We start from the raw sequence: 21963 nt of genomic DNA on the forward strand, positions 1-21963 counted from the left end.
ATGTCATGTTGATGACGATGGGCGGATTGTGGAAGCTCAAATGATGTTGCGCAAATTCAAAATTTTTTGCTTGCAGCATCGATTTTTTCGATGTTCAGGGTATACCCTTGGACGCCCGTTTTGGTGCATTTGAAGTCCCTTGCACGAAGGCGATGGCGGACTTGACCAAGGCTTCAACGGCTTGGGAGCTGGGGTCCGTGCGGTAACTCGCGTGGATCGGCAAGGCCTGCAGCCGGGCATCACAGCTCAGCAGTTTCAGACTGGCAAACCCCGTCAGGCGCTGCACGGCAACACGGGGCAACGAGGCCACGCCAAAGCCACCCTGCACCAGTTGCACCATCGCAGAAATAGACGAAATCGCGTGCACCCTTTTGGGTTCCATCTGGTGTTGGCGGAACAAATCCAGCAGGGTGACGTGGGGCTGCGAGCCTTTTTGAAAGGTCAACAACTCCATTTCAGCCAGTTCATCAAGCCGGTATTTTCTTTTTTTGTGCAGTGCCGGATGACCGACAAAGGCCATTTCCATCGGCGGCAAGGCATGGTTTCGGACCCCATCGGCTGATGCAGGCAAAACGGCAAAGACCAGGTCCAGCGTGCCGCGCTGAACCTGCTCTATCAGAAGCGGCGTGGTCTCCACGGTCAGCTCCAGCGCCAGCCCCGGTTGATCCTTGCGCAGCTTCTCCAGCCAGGGAATCAGCCAGGAATGGAGTACCGACTCGATTGCCCCAATGCGCATCGACACGGCCAGCGGCGCACCGGACCCCATTTCCGCCTTGACTTCGCGCTGCAGTTCCAGCAACTTCTGGGCGTACACCAGAAACCGCGCGCCGGCGGTGGTGAGCTTGAACTGCTTGTCGCGCCGGTCCAGCAGCAACACCCCCAGCTCGTCCTCCAGCGTGGAAATACGACTCGACATGGCGGACTGGGTCAGAAACAGTTTGTCGGCGGCCCGCGAGATGCTCTTGAGCGAGGCGACCCAATAGAAGGCTTCAACAAAACGTAGATTCATGACGAATTATGATGTTGCCACCATGATCTCTGTCCTCGCAATCTGCATCGGCGCCAGCATTGGCGCACTGGCCCGCTGGCGCTTGGGGCTGTGGCTCAACCCGGGTGCAGCCATCCCCTTCGGCACCCTCGCCGCCAACCTCATTGGCGGCTACCTGGTCGGCGTCTGCGTCGCCTTCTTTCAGGCCCTGCCTAACCTCGACCCGGTTTGGCGCCTGGCCCTGGTCACCGGCTTTCTGGGCGCGCTCACCACCTTCTCCAGCTTCTCGGCCGAGGTGGTCGGCATGCTGGGGCAACAGCGCTACGCCCTGGCTTTCGGCACGACTGCCGTGCACCTGTTCGGTTCGCTGCTGCTGACCGTGGCCGGGATTCAAACTGTTACATTTTTTGTAGCGTCTCGCGCTTGACGGACGCGGGCTGGCGGCCGATTAACTTACACGCCAGCGATTTGACGAACTTGTTGTTACCGCTGTTACATCTGTAGCCGTAAGCAGTGTGGGGGCTTCTTTTGAAGTCCGCAAGGGTGTCCCATAATGAAAAAAACAGACTTCCGGATGCGCAATGCATCTGGAGGTCCAGAAGACTGGAAGGAAAATCTCATGCGTCTGTCTTTACGCTTCATTCTGCCCTTGTTACTCGTTCTGGCGGGCATTGCCTACGCGATCGCCCCCCTGGTCGACAAGCTGACGCTGGGCTGGTTCATGCGCGATATCGAAATCCGCTCCTCGCTGATCGCCAGCACCATCCAGGAGCCGCTGCAGGAACAGCTCGCCGCCAACAAGAACGCCAAGATCGCGGAATTTTTCAACCGCATCACCCAGAACGAGCGGATCTATGCCGTCGGCTACTGTCCTGACCCGACCGGTACCGTTCTGGCCAGCCGCTGGCTGCCGGCCGAGATCCGTTGCGCCAGTCTCGGTCGCTGGGAAGGGCCCGGTCACCACCTGTTGCCGAGCGCGCAAGGCCCCTTGCAAGTGGCCGTGTTGCCCATGGTCAGCGAGGCCATGCCGGCCGGCCGCCTGATCGTCGTGCATGACATGAGTTTCATCAGCCGGCGCAGCGAGGAAACCAATCGCTACCTGTTCTACGCCTTCATGGGACTGGCGGCGGTGATCTCGCTGATCACGGTGGTCATCGCCCAGCTGTCGTGGCGCGGCTGGATGGCCGGCATGCGCTCGCTGCTGCGCGGCGAGGGACTGCTGCGGCGGCCCGAGTTCGATGCACAACCAGCGAACCCGCCCAGCCCACCCGGCTTCAAGCCCATTGCGCGCGACCTGCAGCGTCTGATTCAGGAGCTGGAAGCCGACACACGGGCCCGGGACGAGAGCCAGGTCACCTGGACGCCGGAAGCCCTGCGCGGCATCCTGCGCGGTGAATTGAGCGGCGAGGACGTGATCGTCGTCTCCAACCGCGAACCCTACAGCCACCAGCGCCGCGGCGAGCGCATCGAGGTTCAGCGGCCGGCCAGTGGACTGGTCACCGCGCTGGAGCCCATCATGCGCGCCTGTTCCGGCACCTGGATCGCCCACGGCAGCGGCTCGGCCGACCGCGACTTCGTTGACAAGAACGACTGCGTCGGCGTACCGCCGGACAAGCCCGCCTACCAGCTGCGCCGCGTCTGGCTGAGCGCTGAAGAAGAGGCTGGCTACTACTACGGATTCTCCAATGAGGGACTCTGGCCGCTGTGCCATATCGCCCATGTGCGACCGACCTTCCGCTCCAGCGACTGGGCGCAGTACGTCGCCGTCAACCGCAAATTTGCCAAGGCGGTGGTGAGCGAGGCCAAGACCAAGGACCCCATCGTTCTGGTGCAGGACTACCACATGGCGCTGTTGCCGAAGATGATCCGCGACGAGCTGCCGAATGCCACCATCATCACCTTCTGGCACATCCCATGGCCGAACCCGGAATCCTTCGCCATCTGCCCGTGGCGCGAAGAGGTGCTGGAGGGGCTGCTGGGCAGCAGCATTCTGGGCTTTCATACCCAGTTTCACTGCAATAATTTTGTCGACACGGTGGACCGCTTCATCGAGGCGCGCGTGGACCGGGCCTCTTTCAATGTCACCTTTGGCGGCAAGTCCACCGCCGTGCGTCGTTACCCAATCTCCATTGCCTGGCCACCGGAAGCGGAGATGATGGAAAAGTCCGTGGCGGACTGTCGCAGCAGCATCCGCCAGTTGAACGACCTGCCGCAAGAACACAAGCTCGGCGTGGGCGTCGACCGGCTGGACTACACCAAAGGCATCGTGGAACGCTTTCGTGCGATTGAGCGCCTGCTGGAGCTGAATCCGGACTGGATCGGTCGCTTTACCTTTGTCCAGATCGCGGCGCCGACGCGCTCGGGCATCGACGAGTACCAGCATCACGAGGAACAGGTACGAGCCATGGCCGCGCGCATCAACACCCGGTTTGGGCGCCAGGGGCCGCCGCCCATCGTGCTCAAGATCGAGCACCACGAACCGCGCGAGGTGTATGGCTATTTCCGCGCCGCCGATCTCTGCTTCGTCAGCAGCCTGCATGACGGCATGAACCTGGTGGCCAAGGAATTTGTCGGCGCCCGCGACGACGAGCGCGGCGTCCTCATCCTCTCCGAGTTCACGGGCGCCGCCCGGGAACTGCCCGAGGCCCTGGTCGTCAACCCCTACGATGCCGATCAGTGTGCCGCGGCGCTGCACCTGGCGCTGACCATGTCGCCCAACGAGCAGCGCGACCGCATGCGCCTGATGCGGGGTCTGGTGGCTGAGTACAACGTCTTCCGCTGGGCTGGCCGCATGCTGCTCGATGCGGCCGCCATGCGCCGGCGCAGCCGGCTCACGGATAAACCAGGAACATCGACCTTATGACAACATCGCGCTCCCGCATTCCGCCAGCGCCCAAGCTGACTTGGGCCTATTTTCTCGACGTCGACGGCACCCTGATCAACATCGCCGACACACCCGAGGCGGTCCTGGTGGACGAAGCGCTGCTCGACCTGATCGGGAATCTGCATCGGGCCAGTGGCGGCGCCACGGCTTTGGTGAGCGGACGCATGATCGCGGATTTACAGAGCCGCATCGGCCTGCCCCAGCTGCCGCTGGCCGGACTGCACGGACTGGAGCGGCGCGATAGCACGGGGCGGCTGTGGATTCACGCCGCGCCGCCCGCCGCCAAGAGCGCGATCAAGCAAGCACTGGTACCGGTGCTGGCGCGTCACCCGGGTCTGCTGCTGGAGGACAAGGGACTGACACTGGCCCTGCACTATCGCAAGGCCCCCACGCTTGCCAGCTATGTCCACAAGCTCATGGGCGACTTCGCCAATGCGCCAGGGCAAGGGCTGGAGCTGCAGCGCGGCAAATGCGTGGTGGAGATCAAGCCGGCCGGCATCGGCAAGGGCACGGCGGTGGCCGAGTACCTGGCGGAGTCCCCGTTCAAGGGACGCCGTCCGGTGTTCATCGGCGACGACCTCAACGACGAGCATGGCTTCGCCGAAGTGAACAGGCTGGACGGGGTATCCATCAAGGTCGGCAAGGGCGCCAGCTGCGCGCACTTTCGCCTGCCTGACGTGGCGGCGGTACACCACTGGCTGGGCACGGCCCTGAAAGAAATAACTTGAGACACGCGATCTCGCCATGACCCATGCGCGGCGCTGCCATCGGCAGGCGCTGCTTTGTGCGATTCGCTGCCGAGCGGGCGATTTGGAGTAGCCATGTCTATAGCTATCTTATTGATAGCTTCTTGCGCTTTATCCATGCGGGCTAGAGAGGTATTTTGTTTATAAAATTGCCAAAAATTGTCAATACGGATTGCTCATGCAGGGGCAATGTGCTAGGGTAAAAAAGCTATGACAAACGATCACGACATCTATCTTTTTCGCGAGGGAACGCATGCGCATCTGGCCGATCGGCTGGGCTGCCACCTGCGTTCCAGCGGCGGTGCAGACTTCGCGGTTTGGGCGCCCAACGCCGAATCCGTCTCGGTGGTGGGGGACTGGAACGCCTGGTCCGGCGACGCGGACCCGCTCCAGGTGCGCGAGGATGGCTCCGGCATCTGGCAGGGCTTCGCCGCGGGCGCCGAGCATGGCCAGACCTACAAATACCGCATCCACTCGCGCCACGCGGGCTATGTCGTGGACAAGGCCGATCCGTTCGCGTTTTATGCCGAGGCACCGCCGGCCACGGCCTCGCGAATCTGGAGTCTTGAGCACACCTGGAACGACCAGACCTGGATGGGCGCACGCGGCCCGAAGAACGCGCTGGATGCGCCGATGGCGGTGTACGAGGTCCACCTGGGTTCCTGGCGACGCCAGGACGGCCAGTTTTACGGCTACCGTGAGCTCGCGCATCTGCTGGCCGACTACGTGCTTCAAATGGGGTTCACCCACGTCGAGCTGATGCCGGTAACCGAGCACCCGTTTTACGGTTCCTGGGGCTACCAGACGACGGGCTACTTCGCGCCCACGTCGCGCTATGGCACGCCCCAGGACTTCATGTATTTCGTTGACCACCTGCACCAGCAGGGCATTGGCGTGCTGCTGGACTGGGTGCCATCGCATTTTCCGACCGACGAGCACGGGCTGGGTTATTTCGACGGCACGCATCTCTTCGAACACGCCGATCCCCGCCAGGGTTTTCACCCGGAATGGAATTCGAGCATCTTCAACTATGGGCGCAACGAGGTTCGCAGCTTCCTGATCTCGTCGGGCCTGTTCTGGCTGGACAAATACCACCTGGACGGCCTGCGCGTAGATGCCGTGGCGTCAATGCTCTACCTCGACTATGCGCGCGAACCCGGCGAGTGGATTCCCAATCCCCACGGCGGGCGGGAAAACCTGGCCGCCATCGAGTTCCTGCGGACCCTGAATCAGGCGGTGTACCGGGAACACCCTGACACCCTCACCATCGCCGAGGAATCGACCGCTTGGCCCCGGGTGTCGCGCCCCACCGATATGGACGGTCTGGGCTTCGGCATGAAGTGGAACATGGGCTGGATGCACGACAGCCTGTCCTACATGAAGGAGGACCCGATCCATCGCCAATACCATCATCACCATCTGACCTTCTCGCTGATCTACGCCTTCAACGAGAATTTCGTCCTCCCGCTATCGCACGACGAAGTGGTGCATGGCAAAGGGTCGCTGCTCAACAAGATGCCCGGCGACGCGTGGCAGCAGTTCGCTAACCTGCGCGCGCTGTTCGGTTTCATGTGGGGGCATCCCGGCAAGAAGCTGCTCTTCATGGGCGCTGAATTCGGGCAGCGGCGCGAGTGGACACACGACGGTGAGCTGGAATGGTGGGTGGCGGCGCTGGACGGCCATGCCGGCCTGCAGCGCTTCGTCGCGCAGCTGAACCGCGTCTACAAGGAAACGCCAGCGCTCTATCAACTGGACTTTTCCGCCGCCGGATTTGAATGGGTGCTCGCTGACGACACCCGCAACAGTGTTTTCGCCTTTCTGCGCAAGCCACGCAATGAGGGGGGGAGTGAGAGCGCGCCCGTGCTGGTGGTCAGCAACATGACGCCGGTGCCGCGCACCAACTACCTGCTCGGCGTGCCCCTCCCCGGCTACTGGCGCGAAGTGATCAATAGCGACGCCAAGGAATTTGGCGGCGCGGGCTGGGGCAATCTGGGTGGCGTCGAAGCCGCGCCCGTGCCTTCCAATGGCCGGGCCCATTCGCTGTGCCTGACCCTGCCACCTCTTTCCACCCTCATCCTTGAGTACGTTGCCCATGCCTAAGACCCCCGCATCGAAGCAGGACCTGCTTCACGCCCCTGCCCAGGACGGACGCATTCGCGCTGTCATTGACGCCGTGCTGCCTACCGTGGATGGTGGACGCTTCGCGGTGAAACGGGTGGCGGGCGACAGCATGCAGGTCACTGCCCACTGCTTCACCGATGGCCACGACGTGCTGCGCGTCATGCTGTGCTGGCGCCAGGACGATCAGGCCGAACTGCGCGAAGTGCCCATGAAGCCCTTGGGCAACGATGTGTGGTCAGCCGAATTTGCACTGGCGGCGGTCGGGCGCTACCACTACACCGTGATCGCCTGGGTCGATCCGTTCGAGTCCTGGCGGCACGAGATGGCGCGCCGCATCGACAACGATGACATCCGCATCGCCTCACAAGTCGGTGCGCTGGAGATCACAACAGCAGCGCAGCGCGCGCGCAGCGAAGACCGCAAGACGCTGTCGCGCTGGGCCAAGGCCCTGGAGCGCGCGGCGGCCGACCCCGGGTTTGACACCAAGGCGCTCAAGGCGCTGGCGCTGGACGAGGTGCTGGCCGCGCTGGCCGCGCGCTATCCGGACCGGCAACTGGCAACCCAGTATCCAGTGGAGTTGCCCGTGATCGCCGACCGCGAGCGGGCTCGTTTCAGTGCCTGGTACGAGCTATTTCCGCGCTCCGCCGCCAGCGACCCGAGCACGCACGGCAGCTTCAAGGATGTGGAGGCCCGTCTGCCGGGCATCGCGGCCATGGGTTTCGACGTGCTGTACTTCCCACCGATTCACCCGATCGGCCGGGAGCAGCGCAAGGGTCCCAACAATGCGCTGATCGCCGGCCCGGCGGACGTTGGCAGCCCGTGGGCGATTGGTGCTGCGGAAGGGGGTCACAAATCCATTTTGCCGGCGCTGGGCACGGCCGAAGACTTCAGGCACCTGGTGGCAGAGGCCGCCAGTCTCGGCCTCGAAGTGGCGCTGGACATTGCCTTTCAGTGCGCGCCAGACCATCCCTACGTCAAGGAGCACCCGAGCTGGTTCCGCTGGCGGCCCGACGGGCTGGTGCAGTACGCGGAAAACCCGCCCAAGAAGTACCAGGACATCTATCCGTTCAACTTCGAGAGCGAGGACTGGCGCGCGCTGTGGGTGGAACTCAAGAGCGTGTTCGACCACTGGATCGGCGAGGGTGTGAAGATCTTCCGCGTGGACAATCCGCACACCAAGTCCTTCGCGTTCTGGGAGTGGGCCATCACGGAAATCAAACGCGCACACCCCGAAGTCATCTTCCTGGCCGAAGCCTTCACACGGCCGAAGGTCATGCACCGGCTGGCGAAGCTGGGCTTTTCCCAGTCCTACACCTACTTCACCTGGCGCAACAGCAAGCAGGAGCTGATCGCATACTTCAGCGAGCTGTCAAGCGGGCCGGGTGTGGAATACTTTCGCCCCAATGCCTGGCCCAACACGCCCGACATCCTGCACGAACAACTGCAGACGGGCGAGCCCGCCGTCTACATGGCGCGCCTGGTGCTGGCGGCCACGCTGGCGGCCAACTATGGCATCTACGGCCCGGCCTACGAGTTGCGCGATCACCTGCCCCGAGAGTCCAGCAGCGAGGAATACCTGAACTCCGAGAAGTACCAGTTGCGCCACTGGAACCACGACGATCCGGCCAGCCTGGCCCCCTTCATCGCCCGCATCAACCGCATCCGACGCGACAACCCTGCCCTCCACGGCGACCACGGCCTGCGCTTCCTGCCGATCGACAACGACCAGCTCCTGGCCTACGCCAAGAGTTCTGACGATGGTGACAACGTGGTGGTCACGGTGGTGAACCTCGACCCGCACCATGTTCAGTCCGGTTGGGTCCATCTGGACCCCGAGTCGATCAACGTCGCGCCATCCCAGTCCTTCCAGATGCATGACCAGCTGAGCAACCAGCGCTTTCTCTGGCACGGACAGCACCACTTCATTCAACTTGATCCGCACACCGTGCCGGCCCATGTTTTTCTGGTACGCCGCCGCGTTCTGGATGAACGCGACTTCGACTACTTCCTCTAAGGCCGCCCATGAATCCACCTGAGCCCAGCCTGGACCTGGATACCGTCGCCATCGACACCAGCGATGACCCGCTGTGGTACCGCGACGCCGTCATCTACCAGCTCAACGTCAAGGCTTTCTTCGACAGCAATGACGACGGCATGGGCGACTTCAAGGGCGTCACCGCCAAGCTGGACTACGTGAAAGACCTGGGCGTCAACACCATCTGGTTGATGCCCTTCTATCCCTCGCCCCTGCGCGACGACGGCTACGATATTGCCGAGTACGAGGACGTGCATCCGCAATACGGCACGCTGGACGACTTCCGCGAGATGCTGGCCGAGGCGCACAAGCGCGGCCTGCGGGTGATCACCGAACTGGTCATCAACCACACGTCCGACGCCCACCCCTGGTTCCAGGCCGCGCGGCTGTCGCCGCCGGGCTCGCCGGAGCGCGACTTCTACGTCTGGAACGACAGTGACCAAAAGTACCTCGGCACGCGCATCATATTCACCGACACTGAGACCTCCAACTGGACTTGGGACCCGGTAGCCAAGGCCTATTACTGGCACCGCTTTTTCAGCCACCAGCCGGATCTCAATTTCGACAATCCAAAAGTTCTCGAAGCCATCCTCAAAACGATGCGCTTTTGGCTTGACCTGGGCGTTGACGGCTTCCGTCTCGATGCCATCCCCTACCTGGTCGAGCGCGACGGCACCAGCAACGAGAATCTGCCAGAGACGCATGCGGTGATCAAACAACTGCGCGCGGCCATTGACGCGCAGTACAAAAACCGCTTCCTGCTGGCCGAAGCCAATATGTGGCCCGAGGATGTGCGCGAGTATTTCGGCGACGGCGACGAGTGCCACATGGCCTACCACTTCCCGCTGATGCCGCGCATGTACATGGCGATCGCCCAGGAAGACCGCCATCCGATTGTCGAGATCATGCAGCAGACCCCGGATATCCCCGACGGCTGCCAGTGGGCGATCTTCCTGCGCAACCACGACGAGCTGACCCTGGAGATGGTGACCAGCAAGGAGCGCGACTACATGTACCTGATGTATGCCGCCGATCTGCGCGCGCGCATCAACCTCGGCATCCGCCGGCGCCTGGCGCCGCTGATGGAGAACGATCCAGACCGCGTCAAGCTGATGAACGGCATGCTGCTGTCCATGCCGGGCTCGCCCATCATCTACTACGGCGACGAGATCGGCATGGGCGACAACGTGTTCGTCGGCGACCGCAACGGCGTGCGCACGCCGATGCAGTGGAGCCCCGACCGCAACGCCGGTTTTTCGCGCGCCGACCCCCAGCGCCTGTACCTGCAGCCGATCATGGACCCGATGTACGGCTTTGAGGCGCTCAATGTCGAGACCCAGGCACGCGACAGCAGCTCGCTGCTGAACTGGACCAAGCGCATGCTCGCCGTGCGCAAGACCAGCCGGGCCTTCGGGCGCGGCAAACGCATCTTCCTCAAACCCGGCAATCGCAAGATCCTCGCCTATCTGAGCGAATATGAGGAAGACACCATCCTGGCCGTGTTCAACCTGTCACGCGCCGCGCAGCCGGTCGAACTCGACCTGTCGGCCTACAAGGGCCGGGTGCCGGTCGAGATGCTGGGCCGTACCTCGTTCCCGCCCGTCGGCGAGTTGCCCTATCTGCTGACCTTGCCCTCGTTCGGCTTCTACTGGTTCCGGCTCGCCACCGACGCCGCAAGTCCGAGCTGGCACCAGGAATATGTGGCGCTGCAGGATCGCCCGATGCTGGTGCTGTTCGACAGCTGGACCAGTTTCTTCCGCGACCGCGTGATGCCCTGGCGCATCGGCATGGCAGAGCGCATGCGCACGCAGTTCGAGACCGACACACTCCCGCGTCACATCGAAATCCAGCGCTGGTACGCATCCAAGGGCAGCACCATCGAGCGCGCCCGCCTGATGGATCATGCGGTGTGGGAGATGGGCGAACTCAGCTGGATGCTGCCCATCCTGAAACTCGATGGGCCCGCCGAGGAATCGACCTACTTCATGCCCCTGGCACTGGCCTGGGAGGAACGCGACGAAGAGCGCATTGCCAAACTCACCCCGGCAGCGCTGGCCAAGGTGCGGCAACAGGCCAACGTCGGGATCATGGGCGACGCCTTCTACGACCCGGCCTTTTGCCGCGCCATGGTCCAGGCCATCGGCGCCGGCATGGAACTCGCCACCGCGGTCGGTCGCCTGCTGTTCAAACCCACCACCCTATTCAAGAGCTTGACGGTGGATATCGCGGCGCTGCCGGTGTCACACCCGAGCGCGACGAGCAGCAACACCGTCGTGACCCTGGATGAAACGCTGTTTCTCAAGGGCTACCGCCGCCTGCGCGAGGGCCTGAATCCGGAGCTTGAGATGGGGCGCTTCCTGACCGACGTCGTGCACTACCCGAACTGCGTGCCGGTGTTGGGCGCACTCGAATACTTCACGAACGAGGGCCGGGTCATGACGCTGGCCCTGGTCCAGGCTTATGTGGCCAATCAAGGGGACGGCTGGGATTACACCTTGCGCTACCTCGAACGTTATCTGGAGGAGCTGCGCACGACCGCGGATCTTGCGGTGACGGCGACCGCGGCGCATGGCGGTTTCCTGGCCCTGGCCGCCACCCTGGGCAAGCGCACGGCCGAGCTGCATGTGGCACTGGCCAAACGCACGGGCGACCCCGCTTTTGACCCTGAGCCCATCACAGCCAGCGACATCGTGGCGTTCAGGGAACACGCATCCAGTGAAGCCCATGCCACGCTTTCGCTGCTGCAAGCACGCCTGTCGCAGCTGCCCGTCGCGGCGCAGGGCGACGCGCAGACCGTGCTCGCGCTGCGGGACACGCTGCAATCACTTCTTGCAGCCGGGGCGGCTCCAGGCAACCCAGGTATCAAGACCCGCACCCATGGCGACTACCACCTGGGCCAGGTGCTCGTCACCGCCAACGATTTCGTGATCATCGACTTCGAGGGCGAGCCCGGCCGCAGTTTCGATGAGCGCCGCGCCAAGCACTCGCCCTTGCGCGACGTGGCCAGCATGCTGCGATCCTTCAATTACGCACGCTGGTCGGCGCTCAAACGGGTGGCCCAGAATGCTGACGAACTGGAGCGGCTGGCGCCCGCGGCACTGGCCTGGGAACTCGCCACCCGCGACGCCTTTCTGGCGGCCTATGTCGACACGACGGCCTTGTCCCCCCCCGCGCTGCCAGTCGACGCGGGACTGCTAGGCCTTTTCGAACTTGAAAAGGCGCTCTACGAACTGCGCTACGAAATCAACAACCGTACCGACTGGGCCCAGGTTCCGCTGCGCGGCATCCTGGCCCTGATCGACACGGGCACGGCCCGCTGAGCCGCCCTAGCACCTGCAACTTTCAAAGGAGAAAACATCATGGAAAGTCTGGACATTCAGCTTGAGCCCTTGAGGGCCGTTCTTTTTCAGATCGGCGCCTTCCTGCCGCGCCTGCTGATCGCCGTGGTGGTGGTGGCCGCCGGCTGGCTACTCGCCAAGATCGCGCGTGTCGCGGTGACCAAGGCCTTGCGCGCGATCAATTTCAACGTGCTCACGGAGCGCTCGGGCCTGGACGGTTTCCTGCGCCAGGGCGGCATGGCCGGCGACACGACAACGCTCTTCGGCATGCTGCTGTACTGGCTGGTCATCCTGACAGCCCTGCTGGTTGCCTTCAACGGGCTCGGCCTGACCTACATCACCGACCTGCTGTCGCGCGTGGTGTGGTTTGTGCCGAACGTCTTCGTCGCTCTGCTGGTGCTGGCGTTCGGCTCTTACTTCGCGCGTTTCGTCGGCAACAGCGTGGTCAGCAGCGTCAAACTGGCGGATGCGCGCCTGCTGGGCAAGCTCGCGCAGTACGCCATCATGGCCTTTGTGGTCATGATTGCGCTGGACCAGGTCAAGGTCGGCGGCGACATCATTCGCGAAAGCTTTCTGGTGATCCTCGCTGGCGTCGTGTTTGCGCTGGCACTCGCCTTTGGGCTGGGCGGCAAGGACTGGGCCGCCGAACGCATCGAGCACTGGTGGCCGCGTGAGAAGAAAAACAAGGATGAAATTTGAATAGTCAGACCATGGCAACCAGCAATTTGATCACAGCCATCTGGCCCGGCCAGGCTTATCCGCGCGGTGCGCACTGGGACGGCGAAGGCGTCAACTTCGCGCTGTTCTCGCAGTATGCCGAAAAGGTCGAGCTTTGCCTGTTCGACGAGAACGGGCGCCATGAACGCCAGCGCATCGTGATCCGCGAACGCACCGACGACATCTGGCACTGCTACCTGCCCGAAGCCCGGCCCGGACTCGCCTACGGCTACCGCGTGTACGGGCCGTACCGGCCCGAAGACGGCCATCGCTTCAATCCCCACAAGCTGCTGCTCGACCCCTACGCGAAAGACATGGTCGGCCAGCTGCGCTGGGGCGATGCGCTGTATGGCTACACGGTCGGCAGCAAGCGTGCAGACCTGTCTTTTGACCGCCGCGACAGTGCGCCCCTGATGCCCAAGAGCCGCGTGCTTGAACCAGCCTTCACCTGGGGCGATGATCGCCGGCCCTCGGTGCCGTGGCAGGACATGGTCATTTATGAGTTGCATGTGCGCGGCTTCACGATGACCCATCCGGCGGTACCCGAACGCCTGCGCGGCACCTATGCCGGGCTCGGTTGCGGGCCCGTGGTCGACTACCTGAAGCGTCTCGGCGTGACCACGATCGAATTGCTGCCGGTGCACAGCTTCATCAACGACCGGCATCTGGCAGACAAAGGGCTGCAGAACTACTGGGGCTACAACACCCTGGGCTTCTTCGCGCCGGAGATGCGCTACAGCGCCTCGGGCAAGGTGAAGGAATTCAAGACCATGGTCAAGACACTGCACTCCGCAGGCATTGAGGTCATCCTCGACGTGGTCTACAACCACACCTGCGAAGGCAACCAGCTTGGACCCACACTCTCGATGCGGGGCCTGGACAACACGTCCTACTACATCACCAACACGGACAACCGCCGCTACTACGACGACTTCACGGGTTGCGGCAACACCGTGAACCTCGAACATCCGCGCGCACTGCAGCTGGTGATGGACTCCTTGCGTTACTGGGTCGAAGAGATGCACATCGACGGTTTTCGCTTTGACCTCGCATCGGCGCTGGCGCGCGAATCCGGCAAGGTGGAGAACCTGGGTGGATTCTTCGACGCCATCCGCCAGGACCCGACGCTCAATCGCGTGAAGCTGATCGCCGAGCCCTGGGACCTGGGCCACGGCGGCTACCAGGTGGGCAACTTTCCGCTCGGCTGGGCCGAATGGAATGACCGCTACCGCGACGGCATGCGCGGCTACTGGAAGGGCGACGGCGGCGTCATCGGCGAGTTCGCGCAGCGCCTCACCGGCTCACGGGACCTCTACAGCTGGTCGGGCAAGCGCCCGCCTGCAAGCATCAACTTCGTCACGGCGCATGACGGCTTCACCCTGCATGACCTGCTCTCCTACAACGAGAAGCACAACGAGGCCAATGAAGAAGAAAACCGCGACGGCAGCAGCAACAACCTGTCGTGGAATTGCGGTGTGGAAGGACCGACCGAGGACCCCGAGATTCTCACGCTGCGCGATCGCCAGAAGCGCAATCTGCTCGCCACGCTGCTGCTGTCGCAGGGCGTGCCGATGCTGCTGGCGGGCGATGAATGCGGCCACACCCAGCTGGGCAATAACAACGCCTATTGCCAGGACAACGAGCTGGGTTGGCTCGACTGGACCTCAACGCCCGAGCGCGAGGCGCTGACCACCTTCGTGCAGCGCGTGATCGCCCTGCGTCGCGCGCACCCCTCGTTTCGGCGGCGCAATTTCTTCGAGGGCAAACCCTTCGACGGCGACACCGCCAAGGACGTCTGCTGGTTCAAGCCCGACGGCACCGAGATGACGCCGGAAGAATGGAACGACGGCAATGCGCGATGTCTCGCGATGCTGATATCGGGCCACGGCATCCCGGACCGGGGCGCCCGCGGAGAAACGCTGCTGGATGACGACTTTCTGCTGTTGTTCAACGCCCACCACGACACAATCCCGTTCACGTTGCCGCAAGCCAAAAATGGCGCCTGGCGGCTGTTGCTGGACACCGCGACTGAAGCTCTGCCGCCCGCACAGCACGAGACCGTTGCCGTTGCCGTTGCCGCTTTGACAGCCGATTGGACCGATGCCATCTATCTGCTGCAAGGGCGGTCCTTTGTCCTGCTGAGCTCCTCGGAGAAGCCCGCATGAAGCGCGCCCATGCGATGCCCTTCGGATCCTGCGTGTTGCCAAGCGGCGGTGTGCGCTTTGCGCTATGGGCGCCAGCCGTCGAGGCCGTCGTGCTCGAAGTCGGACCCGACAATAATGCGCAGCCCTACCCGATGGTGCGCGACGCCCAGGGCTGGCACCACGTGGAACTGATGCAGGCCGGCGCTGGCGACCGCTACCGCTATCGCCTGCCCGACGGCCTGCGCGTGCCCGACCCGGCCTCCCGCTTCAATCCCGACGACGTGCATGGCGCCAGCGAAGTGATCGATCCGCGCGCCTATGCCTGGCGAGACGGCAGCTGGCGTGGCCGCCCGTGGCACGAGGCCGTGATCTATGAGCTGCACGTGGGCACCTTCACGCCCGAGGGCACTTTCGCCGCGGCACAAGACCGGCTCGCGGACCTGGTCAAACTGGGCGTCACCGCCGTGGAGTTGATGCCGCTGGCGGATTTTCCGGGCCGGCGCGGTTGGGGCTACGACGGCGTGCTGCCGTTCGCGCCCGACGCCTCCTACGGCACGCCGGACGAACTAAAAGCGCTGGTTGACTCGGCCCATGGGCTCGGTCTCATGATGCTGATCGACGTGGTCTACAACCACTTCGGGCCCGAGGGCAACTACCTGCACGCCTACTGCCCGCAATTCTTCAACCCGGCCCACCAGACGCCCTGGGGCGCGGCCATCAACTACGACGGTCCGGACGCGCGCGCGGTGCGCGACTTCTTCATCCACAACGCGTTGTACTGGGTGGAAGAATTCCATTTTGACGGCCTGCGCATGGACGCGATCCATGCCATCCGAAACGACTCCGACCCGCACATCGTGCGCGAGATCTGTGAGGCGCTGCGGAGCGGGCCGGGCCGCGAGCGCCAGGTGCATGTGGTGCTGGAGAACGAGGCCAACCAGGCCTCCCTGCTGGCGCGCGATGCGCACGCTGTGCCGCGCACAGGCACGGCGCAATGGAATGACGATTTGCACCATGCGGTCCATGTGCTCGCCACCGGCGACACCGACGGCTATTACATGGACTACGCCGAAGCTCCGGTCGCGCAGTTCGGGCGCGCGCTGGCGCAGGGCTTCATCTACCAGGGACAGCCCTCAGCGTTTAAACATGGCTCGCCGCGCGGCGAGCCGAGCATCGGACTGCCGCTGGGCGCTTTTGTCTCCTTTCTGCAGTCACACGACCAGGTCGGCAACCGGGCCTTCGGTGAACGCATCCACGCCCTGGGCGACCCGGTGCTTTTGCGCGCGGCCTGCGCCTGCGTGCTGCTGTCACCGCATACCCCCATGCTGTTCATGGGCGAGGAATACGCCGCGTCCACGCCCTTCCAGTATTTCTGCGACTTCGGGCCGGAGCTGGCAGACGCCGTGTCGCAGGGGCGGCGCGCGGAGTTTGGCCGCTTCGCGGCCTTCGCGGATGAAGCCGCGCGCGCGCGCATTCCCGATCCCAACCAGGAGTCGACTTTCCTCGCCTCCAAGCTGCGCTGGGAAGAACGCGACACACCGCCGCACCGTGCCTGGCTGGCCGGCGTGCAGCAGTTGCTGGCGCTGCGCCAACGCTGGCTGGTGCCACTGCTGGCCAGTCCGTGTGGGCTGGGACAATTTCGCTGCGAGGGCGACACGCTGTGGGTTGAATGGACGCTGGGGGCACAGGGAGAGGTTCCCGGCGGACTGCCCGGTGTGCGCCTGCATCTGCTCGCGTATTTTGGCGCCACGTCGGTGGACGGTATCGCCACGCCCGCTGGCGAACTGATTTATGCCATGGGAACGCAAGTCGACGATGCGTCGATGCTGCGGCTCGCCCACGGCGCGGTGTATGTGACGCTGCAGGAAGCCGGCCATGTCTGAGCACGACACGCAGGATGACGCCCAGGCCTTGAGCCGGCTCTGCGCCTACTTCGGCATTGCCTCAGAGTACGACGACATCTGGGGCACACGCCACCCGGTGGCGCGCGAAGGGCTGCTGGCCCTGTTGGGCGAGTTCGACGTCCGGATTGATGCCACTTCAAGCGCACAAGACGCGCTCGACACCGCGCGCCGTGCGGCCTGGCGCCAGGCGCTGCCGCCGGTGGTGGCGATTGCCGCCTCGGCGTTGGAATGGGACGTGTCGCTGCGCCTGCCCGCCTCGTTGCACCTTATCCGCTGGCAACTGCGCGACGAAACCGGCGCCCTGCACCAGGGCGAGGTCGCAGCCGATGCGCTGCCCGAGATGGATCGCACCGAACTCGACGGCGTCGCCTGGTGCGAGCGAAAGCTGTCGTTCAGTGTGCGACTGGCTGCTGGCTACCATCGCTTGAGCGTGGCCGACCTGGCCGGCGAAACCCTGGTGATCAGCGCACCCGAGCATTGCTACCGTCCGGCGGCCCTGCAAAATGGCGGCAAGGTCTGGGGACCCACCGTGCAGCTGTATGCGCTGCGCTCCCGGCGCAACTGGGGCATGGGCGATTTCAGCGACCTGGCGCAACTGGTTGCCCAGATGGCCGAGCGCGGTGCCGACATCGTGGGGCTCAACCCCTTGCACGCGCTGTTCGCGCACAACCCGGCCCATGCCAGCCCTTACAGCCCCTCGTCACGCCTGCAACTCAACGTGCTGTACATCGATGTCGAGGCGGTCGATGACTGCACTGGCTGCGAGCCGGTCCAGCGGCTGGTGCGATCGCCCGAATTCCAGGCCCGGCTAGCACACTTGCGCGCCGCGCCACTGGTCGACTATGCCGGCGTGGCGGCGGTCAAATTCGAGGCGCTTGAATTGCTGTTTGGCCACTTCCGTGAACGCCACCTGATGCCGGATGGCGCGCAGGCACGCGACGACAGCGGGCGCGCCTTCCTCGCCTTTGTGGCGCAAGGCGGCGAGGCGCTGTATCGCCACGCCCTGTTTGAGACGCTGCAGGCCCATTTTCATGCCAGCGACGCCGCCATCTGGGGCTGGCCGGTGTGGCCGCAGGCCTACCGAGATCCGAGCAGCAGCGAGGTCGCGCAGTTCGCTGAGCAATGCAGCGAGCGTGTGCAATACCACCAGTACCTGCAGTGGCTGGCGGCAGGCCAGCTGGCACGCGCGAGCGACTACTGCCAGACGCTGGGCATGGGGGTGGGCCTGTATGTCGACCTCGCGGTCTCGGTCGATCGCGCGGGCAGCGATGTGTGGAGCGAACGCGCGAGCTTTGCCGCAGATGCCAGCATCGGTGCCCCGCCCGACGAATTCAATCCGAATGGCCAGGGCTGGGGCTTGCCACCGCTGCGGCCGGACCGCCTGCGCGCCAGCCACTACCGCTACTTCATTGCCACCTTGCGCGTCACCATGCGCGGTGCAGGTGCGCTGCGCATCGACCATGTGATGGGCCTGATGCGCCTGTTCTGGATACCCCCTGGGCAGAGCGCACGCGAGGGCACTTATGTGCATTACGCGCTGGACGAAATGCTGGCCATCGTGGCACTGGAGAGTCAGCGCAACCGCTGCATGGTCATCGGCGAAGACCTGGGCACCGTGGCCGACGAGGTGCGTGCGGCCCTGGCACGGTTTGACGTGCTGTCCTATCGCCTGCTGTATTTCGAACGCCAGGCCAATGGCGAATTCAAGCCAGCGGCCGACTACCCGGCGAATGCGCTGGTCGCCGTCAGCACTCACGATCTGGCCACACTGGCCGGCTGGTGGCGCGGTCTGGATTTGCGCCTGCGCCTGCAGCTCGGCCTGTTCCCCGATCTGCAGGTGTTCGAGAACCAACTGCTCGACCGCGCGCAGGAGCGCGTGCGACTGTTGTCGGCGCTGCAACATGCCGGCCTGTTGGCGGCGACCGACGTGGCCGATGCGCTGGCCGGACCCGACCTGTCTGCGCACGCCGTGCAGGCGGTGCACGCGTTTCTGGCGGCCACGCCGTGCGCCATCATGACGCTCCAGCTGGAGGACGCGCTCGGCGTGGCCGAGCAAATCAACATGCCCGGCACGACCGAGGAACAACCCAACTGGCGGCGCAAGCTGCCACTGGACCTGGCAGCCCTGGCCACTGACGAGGCAATGGTAGGCCTGAGCCGCACGCTGGCCGGGCTGCGGCCACGCGGCTCCGGTGCGGCCTTCAAGCACAGCCGTGCCCAGGCGATCGTGCCGCGTGCCACCTACCGGCTTCAGTTCCACAAGGGCTTCACTTTCATGGATGCCCTGCGCATCCTGCCCTACCTCGCACGTCTGGGTGTGAGCCACGTCTACTGCTCGCCGATCCAGCGGGCACGCGCCGGCAGCCTGCACGGCTACGACGTGGTCGATCACAAGGAGGTCAACCCCGAGCTGGGCGGACGCGAAGGCTTCGAGCGCTTCGCCGCTGCGTTGCGTGAACGCGGCATGGGCATGCTGCTCGACATGGTGCCCAACCACATGGGCGTCATGGGCGGCGACAACGCCTGGTGGATGGACGTGCTGGAGAACGGGCCGGCCTCGCTGTTTGCCCAGCACTTCGATATCGACTGGCAACCGCTCAACCCCGAACTCACCGGCAAGGTGCTGCTCCCGGTACTGGGCGACCATTATGGCGATGTGCTCATGAGCGGCAACATCGTGCTGCACTTTGAAGCCAGCACCGGCAGCCTGGCGCTGCGCTATTTTGACCATCGTTTTCCGCTGGCGCCCGAGAGCTATCCGCAGGTCTTGATGCTGGCGCAGGCGCGGCTGGGCGATGTGGATCTGGCCGCCAGCCTGGCCAGCACGGCCACCGCCTTCGGTCACCTGCCCGCCCGCGACGCCAGCGACCCCGACGCGCGGGCCGAGCGCGCGCGTGACAAGGAACTGCTCAAGACCCGCCTGGCGCGGCTGGCGGCGCGCCAGGCGAGCGTGACGCAGGCCATCGCCAGCGTGGTGGCAGAACTCAATCTGGCGGACGCACGCGACGCGCTGCATGCGCTGATCGAAGCCCAGGCCTACCGGCTCGCCTACTGGCGCGTCGCCGCCGACGACATCAACTACCGGCGCTTCTTCGACATCAACGAACTCGCCGCCCTGCGCATGGAGCGCGAAGAAGTGTTCGAAGCCACGCAGTCATTCGCGCTGGACCTGGCTGGCGCCGGCCTGGTCGACGGGCTGCGCATCGATCATCCGGACGGGCTGTACGATCCGGCCCGCTATTTTCAGCAGTTGCAGGAGGGTTACGCGCGACGCGCCGGCCTGTTGCTGGAGGGGCCGGACGCGCAAGGCCGGCCAGCGCGACCGCTGTATGTGGTGGCCGAAAAAATCGCCGCACCCCACGAGGAGATTCCGCTGAGCTGGCAGATCCACGGCATGACCGGCTACCGTTTCACCAACTCGGTCAACGGGCTGCTGGTTGACGCGTCAGCATCGGCCAAATTCGCGCTGATCTGGCGCAACTTCACCGCCGTCAGCGAGAGTTTCGACGAGCTGGCCTATGCTGGCAAGCGCGACATCATCCGCACGACGCTGGCCAGCGAGCTCAATGTGCTGTCAACTGAATTGCTGCGCATCGCACGCTCGGACCGGCGCACCCGCGACTACACACTCAATGCCCTGCGCCGCGCCTTGACCGAGGTGGCCGCCTGCCTGCCGGTCTATCGCACCTATTTCATCGACCAGGCTTCCGCGCAGGACCAGCGCTACGTCGACTGGGCCGTGCGCGATGGCGAGCACCACAGCCAGGATGCCGACCTGTCGATTTTCGGCTTCGTGCGCCAGACCCTGCTTGGGCAGGCGCTGCCCGATGCCCCTGACAGCCTGTGCCAGCGCGTGCGCCGCTTTGCCATCCGGTTCCAGCAATTCAGCGCGCCAGTGGCGGCCAAGGGCGTCGAGGACACGGCTTTTTACCGCTACTTTCCCCTGAGTTCGCTCAACGAGGTCGGCGGTGACCCGAGCATTTTCGGCGTCACGGTGGCCGCCTTTCACGCCGCCAATGCGGCCAGGGCCGAGCACTGGCCGCACAACATGCTGGCCACCTCCACCCACGACAACAAGCGCTCGGAGGATGTGCGCAATCGCATCAACGTGCTCTCTGAAATGCCGGCCCGCTGGCGCCTGGCCTTGCGCCGCTGGCGCGACCAGCACCGCGGCTTGCGCGACAAGTTGGAGGCGGCCGGTGCAGCGGCGGGAGAACCGTCGCACGCCGATGAGTACCTGCTGTACCAGACGCTTTTGGGCACGCTGCCCGTGGGCGACTTGACCGAAGCGACACTGGCGCCCTACCGCGAACGCATAGTGCTTTACATGCAAAAGGCCGCGCGCGAGGCCAAGCTTCATACCCGCTGGACCCATCCGCAGGAAGGCTATGAGGGCGCGCTCGAAAGCTTCGTGCGGGCACTGCTGGGGCACACCGAGAACAACAGCTTCCTCACCGAACTGCAGGCGCTCGGCGCCACGCTGACGTGGTTCGGCGCGCTCAACAGTCTGAGCACGACGCTGCTCAAATTGAGCACCCCGGGTGTGCCGGATTTCTACCAGGGCCACGAGGTCATCGGCCTGACGCTGGTGGACCCGGACAATCGCCGGCCTGTTGACTATGAGGCGCTTGATGAAAGCCTGAGCGCACTGGAGTCGCTCGATCCAGCGCAGCTGCCAACGCTGATGGCCACACCGCAGGATGGCCGCGCCAAGCTGTGGATCACCTGGCGCCTGCTGGCGCTGCGGCGCGAGCGGCCGGCGCTGTTTCGCGATGGCGACTACACCGCGCTCAAGGTCAGCGGCGCGCATGCGCAGCATGTGGTCGCGTTCACGCGTCGCTTCGAGGGCACAACGCTGGTGGTCATTGCCGGGCGCTTGTTCGCCCGGCTGCTCGGTGAGGCCCTTGTGCCGCCGCTGGGCGAGGCGACATGGGCCGACACGGCCGTCTTGGTCGACCTGCCCGACGGCACCCGGCTGACCGATGCGCTCAGTGGCGAGACGCTCTTGGTCGCACGCGGACGCATCACCCTGGGCGCCGCCTTCGCCTGCCTGCCGGGCGCCGCCCTGCTCGCGCTAACGTGAAAG

At 64.4% G+C, this 21963-nt stretch carries 11 protein-coding genes; 10 read left to right on the forward strand and 1 reads right to left on the reverse strand.

Features of this window, described 5'->3' with window-relative positions:
- Nucleotides 1-94 precede the first annotated feature (94 nt).
- Complete coding sequence (locus tag C5P05_RS27235; RefSeq protein ID WP_114973006.1) at nucleotides 95-1009, reverse strand: LysR family transcriptional regulator; 915 nt, start codon at nucleotides 1007-1009, stop codon at nucleotides 95-97.
- Between the two features lie 22 nt (nucleotides 1010-1031).
- Between C5P05_RS27235 and crcB the strand changes: the two genes are divergently transcribed.
- The 10 genes from crcB (at nucleotide 1032) to C5P05_RS27285 (ending at nucleotide 21960) form a co-directional block, all read left to right on the forward strand.
- On the forward strand, nucleotides 1032-1415 hold the full coding sequence (gene crcB, locus C5P05_RS27240) for a fluoride efflux transporter CrcB (protein ID WP_114973203.1): 384 nt from the start codon (nucleotides 1032-1034) through the stop codon (nucleotides 1413-1415).
- A 192-nt stretch (nucleotides 1416-1607) separates the two neighbouring features.
- On the forward strand, nucleotides 1608-3851 hold the full coding sequence (locus C5P05_RS27245) for an alpha,alpha-trehalose-phosphate synthase (UDP-forming) (RefSeq protein ID WP_114973007.1): 2244 nt from the start codon (nucleotides 1608-1610) through the stop codon (nucleotides 3849-3851).
- Complete coding sequence (gene otsB / locus C5P05_RS27250) at nucleotides 3848-4600, forward strand: trehalose-phosphatase (protein WP_114973008.1); 753 nt, start codon at nucleotides 3848-3850, stop codon at nucleotides 4598-4600. Before C5P05_RS27245 ends, otsB begins: the two co-directional genes overlap by 4 nt.
- 228 nt (nucleotides 4601-4828) lie before the next feature.
- Nucleotides 4829-6718 (forward strand): 1,4-alpha-glucan branching protein GlgB, encoded by a 1890-nt coding sequence (glgB, locus tag C5P05_RS27255; protein ID WP_114973009.1) that lies wholly within the window; start codon nucleotides 4829-4831, stop codon nucleotides 6716-6718.
- Entirely contained in the window at nucleotides 6711-8753 is a 2043-nt protein-coding gene (locus tag C5P05_RS27260; RefSeq protein WP_114973010.1) for an alpha-1,4-glucan--maltose-1-phosphate maltosyltransferase, read from the forward strand. The genes glgB and C5P05_RS27260 overlap by 8 nt, the downstream gene beginning before the upstream one ends.
- Nucleotides 8754-8761: 8 nt before the next feature.
- Nucleotides 8762-12094: a maltose alpha-D-glucosyltransferase gene (gene treS / locus C5P05_RS27265; protein ID WP_114973011.1), complete on the forward strand. Its 3333-nt coding sequence runs from the start codon at nucleotides 8762-8764 to the stop codon at nucleotides 12092-12094.
- A gap of 39 nt (nucleotides 12095-12133) precedes the next feature.
- Complete coding sequence (locus tag C5P05_RS27270) at nucleotides 12134-12811, forward strand: mechanosensitive ion channel family protein (RefSeq protein WP_114973012.1); 678 nt, start codon at nucleotides 12134-12136, stop codon at nucleotides 12809-12811.
- 11 nt (nucleotides 12812-12822) lie between these two features.
- On the forward strand, nucleotides 12823-14994 hold the full coding sequence (gene glgX / locus C5P05_RS27275; protein ID WP_114973013.1) for a glycogen debranching protein GlgX: 2172 nt from the start codon (nucleotides 12823-12825) through the stop codon (nucleotides 14992-14994).
- Nucleotides 14991-16856, forward strand: coding sequence for a malto-oligosyltrehalose trehalohydrolase (gene treZ / locus C5P05_RS27280; RefSeq protein WP_114973014.1), 1866 nt, complete (start codon nucleotides 14991-14993; stop codon nucleotides 16854-16856). Before glgX ends, treZ begins: the two co-directional genes overlap by 4 nt.
- A complete protein-coding gene (locus tag C5P05_RS27285; RefSeq protein ID WP_114973015.1) occupies nucleotides 16849-21960 on the forward strand; it encodes a malto-oligosyltrehalose synthase in 5112 nt (1703 codons plus the stop codon). The genes treZ and C5P05_RS27285 overlap by 8 nt, the downstream gene beginning before the upstream one ends.
- Nucleotides 21961-21963 lie beyond the last annotated feature (3 nt).

Source organism: Rhodoferax ferrireducens, assembly GCF_003347515.1.
In the GTDB taxonomy this organism is placed as follows: Bacteria; Pseudomonadota; Gammaproteobacteria; order Burkholderiales; family Burkholderiaceae_C; genus Rhodoferax.

Coding starts and splice junctions, on each gene's coding strand:
- C5P05_RS27285 (WP_114973015.1), top strand. CDS start 16,849: ATGTCTGAGCACGACACGCAGGATGACGCCCAGGCCTTGAGCCGGCTC.
- otsB (WP_114973008.1), top strand. CDS start 3,848: ATGACAACATCGCGCTCCCGCATTCCGCCAGCGCCCAAGCTGACTTGG.
- C5P05_RS27245 (WP_114973007.1), top strand. CDS start 1,608: ATGCGTCTGTCTTTACGCTTCATTCTGCCCTTGTTACTCGTTCTGGCG.
- C5P05_RS27235 (WP_114973006.1), bottom strand. CDS start 1,009: ATGAATCTACGTTTTGTTGAAGCCTTCTATTGGGTCGCCTCGCTCAAG.
- C5P05_RS27260 (WP_114973010.1), top strand. CDS start 6,711: ATGCCTAAGACCCCCGCATCGAAGCAGGACCTGCTTCACGCCCCTGCC.
- treS (WP_114973011.1), top strand. CDS start 8,762: ATGAATCCACCTGAGCCCAGCCTGGACCTGGATACCGTCGCCATCGAC.
- C5P05_RS27270 (WP_114973012.1), top strand. CDS start 12,134: ATGGAAAGTCTGGACATTCAGCTTGAGCCCTTGAGGGCCGTTCTTTTT.
- glgX (WP_114973013.1), top strand. CDS start 12,823: ATGGCAACCAGCAATTTGATCACAGCCATCTGGCCCGGCCAGGCTTAT.
- glgB (WP_114973009.1), top strand. CDS start 4,829: ATGACAAACGATCACGACATCTATCTTTTTCGCGAGGGAACGCATGCG.
- treZ (WP_114973014.1), top strand. CDS start 14,991: ATGAAGCGCGCCCATGCGATGCCCTTCGGATCCTGCGTGTTGCCAAGC.
- crcB (WP_114973203.1), top strand. CDS start 1,032: ATGATCTCTGTCCTCGCAATCTGCATCGGCGCCAGCATTGGCGCACTG.